The organism is Paenibacillus cymbidii (assembly GCF_004764705.1).
GTDB classification, from domain to species: Bacteria; Bacillota; Bacilli; order Paenibacillales; family NBRC-103111; genus Paenibacillus_AN; species Paenibacillus_AN cymbidii.
This window is the reverse complement of sequence record NZ_SHLX01000003.1, coordinates 50,577-62,637: the sequence shown is the minus strand read 5'-3', so window position 1 is coordinate 62,637 and position 12,061 is coordinate 50,577. Positions and strand designations below refer to the sequence as shown.

General features: G+C 56.2%; 6 protein-coding genes. All 6 read right to left on the bottom strand.

Annotated features, from left to right (window positions below):
• Window positions 1-16: 16 nt before the first annotated feature.
• On the bottom strand, window positions 17-1,315 hold the full coding sequence (locus EXY20_RS05675; RefSeq protein WP_135548575.1) for a mannosyltransferase family protein: 1,299 nt from the start codon (window positions 1,313-1,315) through the stop codon (window positions 17-19).
• A 128-nt stretch (window positions 1,316-1,443) separates the two neighbouring features.
• Complete coding sequence (locus tag EXY20_RS05670) at window positions 1,444-3,726, bottom strand: glucosidase family protein (protein WP_135548573.1); 2,283 nt, start codon at window positions 3,724-3,726, stop codon at window positions 1,444-1,446.
• 81 nt (window positions 3,727-3,807) lie between these two features.
• Complete coding sequence (locus EXY20_RS05665; RefSeq protein WP_135548571.1) at window positions 3,808-5,472, bottom strand: type 2 periplasmic-binding domain-containing protein; 1,665 nt, start codon at window positions 5,470-5,472, stop codon at window positions 3,808-3,810.
• Between the two features lie 70 nt (window positions 5,473-5,542).
• Window positions 5,543-6,436, bottom strand: a complete 894-nt coding sequence (locus EXY20_RS05660) for a carbohydrate ABC transporter permease (RefSeq protein ID WP_135548569.1) — start codon at window positions 6,434-6,436, stop codon at window positions 5,543-5,545.
• Window positions 6,437-6,450: 14 nt separating this feature from the next.
• Window positions 6,451-7,398 carry an ABC transporter permease gene (locus EXY20_RS05655; RefSeq protein ID WP_135549111.1) on the bottom strand — a complete coding sequence of 316 codons (948 nt, stop codon included), beginning with the start codon at window positions 7,396-7,398 and terminating at the stop codon, window positions 6,451-6,453.
• A 297-nt stretch (window positions 7,399-7,695) separates the two neighbouring features.
• Window positions 7,696-11,979: a discoidin domain-containing protein gene (locus tag EXY20_RS05650; RefSeq protein ID WP_135548567.1), complete on the bottom strand. Its 4,284-nt coding sequence runs from the start codon at window positions 11,977-11,979 to the stop codon at window positions 7,696-7,698.
• Window positions 11,980-12,061: the final 82 nt, after the last annotated feature.

Here is a 12,061-nt window from a genome sequence, read left to right as displayed (position 1 = left end):
TCAAACATGGCTTATTTCAAAACACGTAATTAAGCCCAAACACGCACGTGAAGAAAAGCAACCCAAACAACAGCGCCCAGTCGACATACTGCCGGTTGCTCATCTTCATACGGCCGAACAAATACGCCAGAAACATGTACAGCGTAAACATGCCGCTTACGTACCTGGCCCCGCTCAGCATGGCGCTGGCGGAGTACGAGACAATCAAATACGCAAACGAAAACAACAGGTACGACAGCCGGGCCTTGTTGGCCATGTAGATCAGCAGTACGAAGCCGATGAAAAACATGACCATTTGCGGCGCATAAACGCCGGTGGTAAACAGCGGCCGGCGATACGTCAGGGCGCGGTTCATATGCTCGGCCAGATTATCGGCATAGAAGCCGAACGTTTGCCCCCAATAAGACTTCTGATGAGCCAGAAACCCGAACCAATCGCCCGTGACGATTCGGTTCAGCAGCAAATACAGGCCGATGCCGAGCGCAGGCATGGCTGCATACAGCACAGTCGGCCATACGCGTCTTCCCCACTCGCGGAACCGCTTCTCGCGAAGCAGCGGCCACCCCATCTGCGAGGCGGCCATCTCGATCACCATCGGCAGCGCAAGCAGCACGCCCTGATTCCGGGTCAAGGCGGCCAGCATCGCAAGCATGCCCGCAAGCAGCCATCTGGAATGGCGCAGGCAGTAGAAGCACAAGATACATAACAGAATAAACAACGATTCCGTATAAATGATCGTGAAGAAGAACGAGAACGGGAACAGAACCGCATATTTGGCGGCGGAAACCGCCGTCTCCCGATCCCGCCACTCGAGTTCGGTCAGCCGAACGAGGAAGTACATGGCGATCAACAGGCACGCATTCGATACCACGATACCCGCGACATACACATTCGTGATCACGAACGAAACAAGCTTGACGAGCAGCGGATACAGCGGGTAAAAGACGATCAGCTTCGCGTCTTCCCCGGCCGCCGCGTAGCCGTGTTCGGCAATGTTGATGTAATGATACGAGTCGTACTCGAACCACCAGAGGCCCAGGTTCCACCAAAGATCCTGGCCCGGCTGAAGCGTTGCCGCGGCATAGCTTAATGAAGCGGCTGCGATGAGCAGCCGGGTGACCAGGAACAGCCCGATCACCAGCTTCCACAGCTCCTTCGCCTCCAGCGGCCGGTACGCTTCCGTTCCTTCGCCCCTGCCGGCGGCGAGCGCAAACCGCTTGACCGGCCCCGGCATCATGCGGCGGACAAGCACCGCCGCGCAAAGGGCCGTTACCGCTATGGCGGCCAGCTTGACGATCATCGGTAACAACGTCATATTGCAGGAAGCTCCTATTGCTCTTTATTGATCATATTGAGGAGTGCGATCTGCATTAACAATACCATAAATAGGAGATGACGTTAAGGCAGCGACAAAGCGGCGCGGTCAACGGTCACTGTTTCCGGTCATCCCCCCCCCCCCCCCCCCGCAAACTGCACCTCGAACGTCAGCGATTCGCCGGGAGCCAGCTTCATCAGCGCAACGTAACTGGATCGCGAATAGCGGTTGCGAAAGCGGACCCGGTCCTCGCTGTGCCGGATATCGTTGATTCGATATGCCAGCGGAAGCACATGGTCAGGCAGCGTCAATTCGATTCGCGCTTCATAAGTATTGTCCGAGCGGTTAATGATTGTACCCGTCGTCGTTTGACCGGATCGGTTGTAATACAAATCGAATGCGGCGCTGCCGATCGAGCAGCCGGTCCATTCGAACTGCGGCCACGGCGCAAAGGGGCGGAAGGCAACCGTAGCCGCCGGAACATCGACCTGGATGCCGAACAAATCGTGCATCAGTTTCAGAACGTAGACCGATGCAGCCCAGCAGCACTTCGCAATTTGCCGCTGGACGTTGGCGGGGGCATCGCTGTCCAGGCCATGCGGCCACCACCAGATCGAACCGTCCAGATCCGTCAACCGCCGAATCCGCTCCAGCGCATGCGCCAGCGCACTCTCGTCGCCGGCTCCCGCGATTGCGGTAACGAACGCCGGGAACGTGGAAGCGGAGCAATACCCCGAGTCCAGCCATGCGACGCCGTCGACCGCTCTGGTGTAGAGCTGATTATGCGGCGTAAGCGCCAGTCGGGAGAAATGAAGCAAAGCCGGATCGTCCGACTCCGTAAAGCCGTAGTACGGCATCAACGCGACATCCGTTTCTTCGCCGTCATGGCAGGCCACGAAGCTCCCGTCGGCATAAGCGCCTTCGAAATATTGCTCGCCGAGCACACCTTTGCTTCTGCAATAAGACTCGATATCCCGCTTCACCCTTGCGGCTGTTGCCTCCCACTCGTCGGCAAGTTCCCGTTTGTCGTACACGTCCCGGGCAAGCCGCGCCATTCCCCGAAGCGAGTACCATACCAGCACATTGGAACCGGTATGAAAATCCCCCCGCGCATCCCCGTCGGATATATACATCGCTGGAAACAAGTAAATGTCCGGGTACAACCGGGATTGCAGCACGCGTTCCAGTATGGCTTGCGCCTGCCCGAACACTTCGGGATGTTCCCCCCAGAAGCGCGTGTTTCCGTTGGCCCGGTAATAGGACGCCGCCAGAATGAGCCCGCTCAGACTGTTCGACAACGAATGGGTAACCGGATCGGCATCGGGAAAACGTTCGACGCCACGGCCGAACGTTTTCGTCGAAACCCCCCAGCGCAAATAAAACAGAATCGCTTGCTCGCCCAGCTCCGGACGGAAAGCGGTCATCGCGAGCGATGCGTAGAATGTGTCCTTCATCCACACGAATCGATTTTTGAAATCGCCCTCTTCGTAGGTGTTGCTGCCCAGAAAACCGCCGGCCATCGTATTGTCCCGAAGCCGCATAAGCGATTGCCGGCACAATTCCTCCATGCGCACGAACGAATCGGCATAATAGGGCTCGCCCGTTACGGTCAGCTTGCCCAGTCGGCCCCGCTGATCGTCCAGCGTGTCGGACAGCCATGCCAAGATCGGCTTGCTGCGGAGCAGCTCCGCCGTTCCTGCAGTCTCGGAGCGGTTCGCTCCGCATACGACCGCCAGCGGAAGAAGCAGCGACTCGCCCGGCTGCAGCAAGTAAGGCACCGATTCGCATGCCGCATCCGCATGATCGAGCCCAACGACTTCGCATTGCCAAGCGTCGGCGGCGGCACCTTCATCCGCTGACCATTCCCGCTTCGGAGTCCTGCCAACCAGCTCAATCGAACCTGTCGTCGTCGCCGTACTTCGATTGTGTAAATGGAGCGCGTATACGATGCCGGCAGGAGCGTCCGCCCCGTTCGGCGCAAGCGGCGCAAAGGCCAGCGTTGCACAGGCAAGCGAACCGGCAGCAAACGTCGTAAGCGGAACAATATTTTCGATCAGTTCGGTCGTAATGCCGGTTCGTTCCAACCGCTCTTCCCGGTCATTGCGCAGATCGAATGTCCATGGTCCGCAAAGATAAGGCTCTTTCTCGACGAAGGTGCCTCGCAGCTTTTCGCTCAGACAAGGCTGAATGGACCGGATCATGCACACCGTTCGGATTGCCCCGTCCGCCCCCAAGGAAGCCTGGATCCGGTTGTTGGAAATATCGAACGACAAGCTGCATTCGTCGCCATTCCCTTCCTTCAACCTGGGCTTGGCCGCATAATAGCTGCGATGGTGCCCGGTTTCGCCGGATAAGGACGCGCGGAAATAATCGCTTCGCTTCAACGCAAACAAGTCTTCCCAAGCTAACATCTGACTTTTCTCCTCCGTTTGCCCTCGTTTTTCGCGAAGGGGAAGCGGACGCAACTCCCGCTTCCTCCCTGAGCCTGTGATTTATTTACTGTTTTTCTTAAAATTATCATAAGCCTTCTGATATACGGCGATGACCTCTTTGAGACCCAGGTTGTCAAAGTTTTTCAAGTAGGCGTCCCAGTCTTTGCTGAGGTCCTTTTCGCCTGTGGCGAACCGAACGATATATTCATCCACGTAACTTTTGACATCCGTCTTCGATTGCACGATCTTTTTCGTTTCATCCGCCGGAATATAGAGTGTTGGCAGCACTTCCTTCGGTTTATACGGTTCATACAACAACGTCGCCTGATACAGCCGTTTCTCCAGACCGGCCGGACTGTAAATGTCGTCAGCCGCCGTTTGTTCGCCTTGAATCAGAAAATTCATCGCCGTATTCCATTGCGACCAGAAGAAGTTCTGGGTCGTGTTGATCGGCGCCAGTTTCGTCCAGGTCGCCGGCTTGCCCGCAGCGTTCAGTTCGCCCGGGTTCGCGGCCCTCCATTCGATCCCTTCCCGTCCGATCCGCGCCTGAAGTGCGCCTTCGCGGCTGTAGAACCAGTCCGCCCAACGAATCGCCGCCACGGGATCCTTGGCGTATTTCGTCAGGACGAACTGACCCGACGAGCTGATATACGGCGTCCATATCGCGGACTGCACGCCGTCCGGCCCTTTGAGCGGCGCCACCGGCGAATAATCGTTGACGCGCGTTCCGGCCGCGTTGAAATAGACGCCCGGCCAGTTGGCCACGAAGACGCCGATCGTTTCCGCGTCCGCCTTCTCGGCCAATTGCTTCACTTGCGCATTCGTAGCGGAGAAGACGGTGGAATCGAGGAGCCCTTCGCTGTAGAGCTTTCTGAGAAACTCCAGGCCTTTCTTCCATTCCGGTTTGTTGTAGGCGACATCCAGCTTGCCGTCTTTAATGAAGAGGCGCATCGTCGGCTCGGCGCCGCCGTAGCCGATGAACGAGTTCATGAGCACGTCGATGAATCCGTACCCGCCGGTAATCGCTTCCGCCATGAACGGGATTTCGTCCTTCTTGCCGTTGCCGTTCGGATCGTTTTCCTTGAATGCTTTCAGCACTTTATACAACTCGTCGGTTGTCGTCGGCATCTGCAGGTTCAGCTTTTTCAGCCACTTCGAGTTGATCCACAATTTGCTCGGATACGTGGCATGGAAGGTGTTCTGCGCGAACGGCAGCGAATAAATGTTGCCGTCGGGCGCCGTCACCGATTGCTTCACAATCGGGTCCGACTCCAGCGTCTCCTTGATCCATTTCGTATGCTTGTTGATCAGATCGTTAAGCGGGAGAAAAATTCCTTGCGAGCCGTATAAAATTTCTTCGTCCTTGGCAATGTTGGCGCCGAGGTAGAAGTCGGGCAGATCGCCGCTCGCCAGCGACAGCTTCCGTTTCTCCGCCAATGCGTTCTCCGGCGACAGCTCCCACTGAATATGCACATTGGTCTTGTCTTCGTACATCTTGGTGAATGCGTTCGTTTCCATGTTTTCGATCGTTGCCTTCTGCGCCGCAAATACCCGCATCGTCGTTTTCTCTTTCGTGATCGGGAACGTACCCGGCGCCGATCCGTTCGCACTTTCGGCCGGTTTGACTGACGGTTCCGCCGATTTTGTCCCCGACCCGCCGCAGCCTGCCAGCAGCACGGCCAAAACAAGCGAGCCGAACCCGATTTTTGCCGCATGTTTGTACATGTGAATCCTCCCTTTATGGTTGCCCTATGATCTTCTATTCTCCAGAGACGAAGACTACCCGTCAATGCAGCTATCCTTTAACCGACCCGATCATCATGCCTTTGACAAAATACTTCTGCACGAACGGGTACAGGATCAATACCGGCGCGCTCGCCACAACAATCAACGAATATTTGAGCAGCTCGATCAGCCCTTCGCGTTCGGCCGCTTCCTTCACATCGGCGATCATCGTCATGTCGGCGGAATTGACGATCAGAATGTTGCGCAATACGATCTGAAGAGGATACAAGCTTGCCCGCTTGATGTACAGCAGCGCATCGAAGTAGCTGTTCCAATGCCCCACCGCATAGAACAAAGCATTCACGGCCAGGATCGGACCGGAAACCGGCAGAATGATGCGGAAGAACGTCCGGATGTCTCCGCTGCCGTCCACTTGCGCCGAATCGTACATCTCCTCCGGAATCGTCGTCTGGAAGTAAGTTCTCGTAATAATCATATTCCAGATCGCCATGGCGCCGGGCAATATCAAGGAAAGCCGCGTGTCGATCAGGCCGAGATCCTTGACCAGAAAGTAGCTCGGAATCAGCCCCCCGGAGAACAGCATGGTGAAGACGAACAGAAAGGTGAACAACCCTCGTCCCTTCAAGCTCCTTCTCGATAACGGATAGGCCGCAAACACTGTCATGGCGACATTCAGCAGCGTTCCGACGATCGTATAGAACGCCGAGTTCGCATAGCCGATCAGCACCTGATCGTTCCGAAATACAGCCTCGTACCCGCGCCAAGTGAACTGCACCGGCAGGAGCCACACCTTGCCGGACACGACGGCGTACGGCGAACTGAGCGACGCGCTCACGATAAAGAGCAGCGGATAAGCGATGACAAGCACCAGAATTCCGATGAATAACACATTGAAAAAGTCAAACAAGTTGTCCGAGTGGCTGCGTTTCATTCGCGTCTTCATTCCACCGCTCCTCCCTACCATAGACTCGTGTCGCCGAACCGTCTTGCCGCCCGGTTGACGGCAAGGATCAGCACCAGATTGACAACGGAATTGAACAAGCCCACCGCGGTCGAATAGCTGAAATCGCCTTGTAGCAGCCCGACCTTGTACACGTAAGTGGATATGACTTCGGAGGAACTGATGTTCATCGTGTTCTGCATCAAATACGTTTTTTCGAAGCCAACGTTCATCATATGGCCGACGGATAAGATGAGCAGGATGACCGCCGTCGGGAGAATGTACGGAATATCGATATGAAGAATGCGCTTCCATTTGCTCGCTCCGTCAATGACGGCAGCTTCGTGAATTTGCGGATCGATTCCCGTCAATGCCGCGATGTAAATGATCGCGGAATAACCTACGTTCTGCCAGACGCCAGACCAGACGTACAACGATTTGAAGTAAGCCGGTTCGCCCATAAAATTAATCGGTTTGCCGCCCAACGCCACAATCATATTGTTGATGATGCCGCCATGGGGGGACAAAAACTGGACGATGATCCCCACCATAACCACGGTCGAAATAAAATGCGGGGCATACGTCACCAGCTGCGCGGTTTTCTGAAAGAAACGGTTGCGCAATTCGCTCAGCCCGATCGCCAATACGATTGGCAGCGGGAACGTAGCCAGCAAATAATAAATGCTGATCCCCAGGGTGTTTCGAATCAGCCGCCAAAAGACGAACGAAGAGAAAAACCGCTCGAAATTGGCAATGCCGATCCAGTCGCTTCCCCATATTCCATCGGTCGGGTAAAAATCCCGGAAGGCGATCTGGATCCCGTACATCGGTACGTATTTAAACACCAGCACGTAAACAACGGGAGGCAATAGCATCAAATACAATCCCCAGTGGCGCCATATCGCCTTGCCCGTCTTGCTCAGCCGCTTGGCAGGAACCGGCATCCCGGCGATCGTCCGGCCCATTCCGGATCTGTTCGCAAGATCACTCAAACGCTCTTTCACCTTCTTCATACAGTATGCAATGGCAAGCAATTGCAGCAAGCAGCTCGCGAGACTGTTCGTTGGTTTCACTATAGGGAATTGCATCCGGTTCGAAAAGAGACAATTGTTGCAGGAGAGGCTTTTGGCCATTTTGCCCCGCGGTTACGTGAAGGAACGTTTGTTGCATACCATACGCCGCTTAACTTCCGCCGGTTATCACAAGGCCCGACCTCCGCATGCGCGGCGATCGAGCCTGTTCTATCGGCTGCAATCGGCTTGTTATTGCCGATAAAACTCCACATCGTCCACGGTGATCCATTCGTTCGCATGGGCATCCGACCAGAACCCGATCGCACACGTGCCATGCGTCACTTCGATGTCGGCAAGCGTGACTTGCGTATACGTCGTCGTGGCCGGTATGTTGACGAACCGATCCGCGCCTCCGTAGTCTTTGGCGATCATCCTTGCCTGGTTCTGACCTCCGCTGCTTCTGACCCATGCTTTCACCGTATAAAGACCGTCCGGAAGCCCCGTCTTCGTCTGGTACGTCAATGTCTTGTATGCGCTTGTGCCGCGATGTGCCAGATTGTAGCCGCCCGACCGCGGATTCGCAGCTTCCGTAAGCGAAGCAGCCACATTGCCGTTAACCCACTCGCTCCATCCGTCCGGCGTTTGGGTAGCGGCCTGATTGGCTTCGAAGCCCGAATTGTCCTGCAGACCTCCATAGAACTCCAGCGTCGGAATGCTGGCCCATTGGCCGACAGTATTGCCCGTCAAGGTCAATCTTACATAGCGGTAGGTGCCTTCCACGGTATCCTGAATCGTTTTCTGCGTCCCCGTCGAGGTTTTGTCGCTCAGCAGCGTCCAGTTGGCATTGTCGTTGGAGCCTTCGATTTTGTAATAGCTGGTCCCGATATTCGCGCCTGTCTGCCGGATTTCCCCGCTGACGGAGCCCAATGTGCGGGGATCGATCAAGTCGGCCTTTATCCATTGCGGATAGGCGCTCGATGACGCCGTCCACCACGTGGAAGGGAGACCGTCGAACGCTTTGGACCCTTTCACGCCGTCATTGTACTTGCTGGAAACCAGCATCGCCTTGAATCGGGCGAGATCCCGCGGAGGCGGTGTCGCGTTTCGGCCGTAAACTTCCAGTTCCGCGATTCGCATCCAATGGCCATTGCTGTTGCCAGTCCCGGTCAGCTTCAAATAACGATAAGCAGCTCCATTCATTTTCTCCTCGAAAAACCGCACCGCCCCCGTCGTCGTCCGATCCGCCACGGTCGTCCAGTTGACGTTGTCGAGCGAGCCTTCGAGCTTGTAATACGTCGTTCCGTCGTAGTTGAAATCCCCTTTCACCGCCCGAAGCAGGAAAGGCTCTCCCAGATCCACTTGCAGCCATTGCGGATACGCGCCGGACGAGGCCGTCCACCAGGTCGAAGGCTGACCGTCCACCGCTTGCGCGGCCACTACGGCGGAACTATATGTCGTGGAAGCAGTGGCGTTTGTTCCGATGGCCGCATTCGCATCCGGATCGGTTGCGGCCCACGTTCCGACAGACCAAGAAGCAGGCTGGCCCGACTTCACGACCAGCGCCGGCTCATGCCCCGTTTCGTTAATACCGGCAAAATAACCGACGTAATCCTGATCGTCCCAGTACATATTAAAGCCGTACAGCATGAAGGCGGCTTTGGTTTGGCCCGCATTCAGGCGACTCTTTACATATTCGGTAACATCGATCGTCACGTACTTGCCGACCGAACCGTTCGCCAAGCTTTGCATGCGGATAAAATGCAGTCCTTTGTCGCCGTCGACCATACTCGAGCCTCTGCGGATGCCAGGCAAGCCGGATTGCGTAAATGCCGTCGCATTGGTCCAACTCGTGTCGTCGATGCCGTAGAGGGTCAAATCCGCATTTTTGCCGCTTGCATTTCCTTTATAGAATAGCTTGAGATAAACGTTGTCGGCATCGCTGATCGCCGCGATGTCGAAATTCAGAAATGTATACTTGAGACCCGCCGACGGATCCGTACCTCCCGCCGGTGTCACATACCCCTGGTCGACGGTGGTGATGGCCAGATCGTCCGTCCACTGTTCGACCGCATCGCCGGAGGAGCTTTTGGCCGCCATGGCCGCGATCCGGCCGACATATCCTTCGGCAACCGTCGACAAGCTGACCGCATTGGAAAGCCCGGATGTATTTCTCCCGTCAAAGGACTTGATAGCGAAATAATACGTCGTGCCGGGCAACAAGCCGAATATTTCCATGCTCTCTTCGTCGAGTGCGGCTGATGGCGGAACGACATTCGGCACTTGAACGGCATCCGGCCAGCTTGCGGCCGTAATCGGCGCGGTGGCGTAGCGGATATCGTAAAAGCTTGCCCTTCCGTACATCCCGTCATTGCCCGGCGCGTTCCAGTTCAGCACGACTGACGTTTCCGTCGGCGAATGGGCAGTCAGATTGGCGACAGCGCCCGGCGCAAGATCGTCTCCGCCGTTGCCAAGCTTGAAATGCCGCGTATCGTCGAACTTCAGGCTCCCGCCTTTCCATGCCTCCATCCGAAACACAAGATTTCCGTTGCCCGCCGGAGCCGTGAAGCTTACGTTCTGCTCCGCATGGCCGCCCAAAGGCACGCTTAAGCTGTACTTGTTGCTCGCCACCAGGCTGCCGCCAAAATAAGCGTACCACTTCAAGGTCACACTCGAATCGCTGAACTCGTCGTTGTACACAATCAGCGTCCGGGAGACCGTTCCACCGGAAGCGACAGCCGGATATTCCGTCGCGTGCAGCAGCGGATTCACCCCGAAGCGGTCATACTCTTTGTCGAATACCGCCACCGGCGCGAACGACTTGCGCAGGATGTCGGCCTGCAGCCGGCTGCGCGAATGTTCCTTCCAGGCCCAATCGAGAGAGAACGGCCGTATATCGGCATAATCCTTGTAGCGGGCCGCTCTGGACTGCAGCCCTTGCATCGCCTGCACCTCCACAACCGTGTGCGGTCTGTTGTTGCCGCCATTCTCGCCGCTCTGGCCCATCAGGAATTCACCATAGGCCATAATCAGACTGTTCGTAATTTTATTGCTGAGCCGCCCGTAAATATCGTTGTTCACCGGATAGTCCGTATGGAATCCGCCCTGATAGTGCGAGTTGAGGCTGTCGCTTCGAAGCGTAACCCCGCCGCCCGCCGTCCAGTCGCCATCGAGGCAAACCGGCCTAGTCGGGTCGATCGCTCTGACGGCGTCGACCAGATCCTTCCTTTCTTGCGACGTCGCATGAGGAAGCGCATACAACTCGTTCGCCGGCGAATAGAAGACGATCGACGGATGATTGCGAATGCGCGGAATGCGGGCATTGTAATATGCGATTGAATTGGCTTTCACCGCCTGCCAGTTGGCGGCAGTAAACAGCGATGGCCCGATGCTCCCGAACAAAGTCGTTTCCGAAATGACCAGCATGCCCATCTCGTCGCACAAGTCCAGCAATGCTTCCGGAAACTCGCCCTTGTGGCTCCGTACGACGTTCATGTTCAGGCCTTTCCACTCTTCGATCATCTTGACGTAGTCGATATCCGTTTCGATCCGCTTCATCGAGAAGCTGTCGGAGCGGCCGACAAGCACCGGGGAGTCGCCGCGAAGATTAAGGCGAATGCCGTTCAGGAGCAAATTCCCCGCCGTCGTATCCACCTTCACTTCTTTGAAGCCGAACTTGACCGCCTCGAACGTGTCCAACGTCGTTCCGCTTTCCTTGACGGCTGCGGCAAGCTGATACATATACGGGTTGTCCGGGAACCACAGGACGGCATTGCTCCAGCTCTCGGAAACGGTAATTGTCGCCGTTTGACCGGCGCCTACCGTAAAGGGTGCGCTGTCGGCGAGCGTCTTCTCCGTCGTTCCGTTGTGCCGAACCGACCCGGACAACACCAGCGTGCGGCTTGCCGCGCTGTCGTTCCGGACGACGTAGTCGATCGCAATTTCGCCGGCGGTGACGGACGTGCGAACGAAGGCGCTTTCCACATGCACCTGCGGAACCGCTTTCAAAACAACCGGCGCCTGAAGGCCGTAGAATCTGTTGTAAGCATTGGAGCCAACCGGCCACAACGGTTTGCCGTTCGCATCCCTGATGTCGGAGCCGTCCGACGTAACGACGATTTTGATCGTATTATCGGCTCCTGGCGTGAGGTATGGAGTAATATCGAAAGTAAAAGGCATAAAAACGCCGGTCTGCGTTCCGGCGGGAGTTCCGGAGTTGTTGATATATACCTCCGCCTTGGCGCTCATCTTCTCGCAGTCGATGAGGATCGTATGCCCCGCCCAATCGGCAGGAATATAGACTGTACGCTCATAGGCGGCCTGTGTCGAATCCTTGAACTCCTCGTACCGGTCCCACGTATCCGGCACCTTCATCGTCGACGTTGTCCCCCCTACAGGGGTGAAGCTCCAAGTGCCGCTCAAATCCATCGTATACCTGTCGCTTGCCGCCGCCATGGCCCGTTCGCTCGCGAACAACGCGACGCCCGTCGCCAGCAGAAAAAAAGCCAGCCAAATTAATCTTGTTCGCCTGAACACCTGTTCATCCTCCACCTTTCATCGTGTAAATCATCTTCAGTATAATGCTCTGTCCGGCAGGCAAAAGGGGCGGTTCTTGCAG

What these genes read in the sequence shown, in the direction of transcription:
- EXY20_RS05675 (WP_135548575.1), bottom strand. Translation starts at nt 1,315, where the DNA reads ATGACGTTGTTACCGATGATCGTCAAGCTGGCCGCCATAGCGGTAACG.
- EXY20_RS05670 (WP_135548573.1), bottom strand. Translation starts at nt 3,726, where the DNA reads ATGTTAGCTTGGGAAGACTTGTTTGCGTTGAAGCGAAGCGATTATTTC.
- EXY20_RS05665 (WP_135548571.1), bottom strand. Translation starts at nt 5,472, where the DNA reads ATGTACAAACATGCGGCAAAAATCGGGTTCGGCTCGCTTGTTTTGGCC.
- EXY20_RS05660 (WP_135548569.1), bottom strand. Translation starts at nt 6,436, where the DNA reads ATGAAGACGCGAATGAAACGCAGCCACTCGGACAACTTGTTTGACTTT.
- EXY20_RS05655 (WP_135549111.1), bottom strand. Translation starts at nt 7,398, where the DNA reads ATGGGCCGGACGATCGCCGGGATGCCGGTTCCTGCCAAGCGGCTGAGC.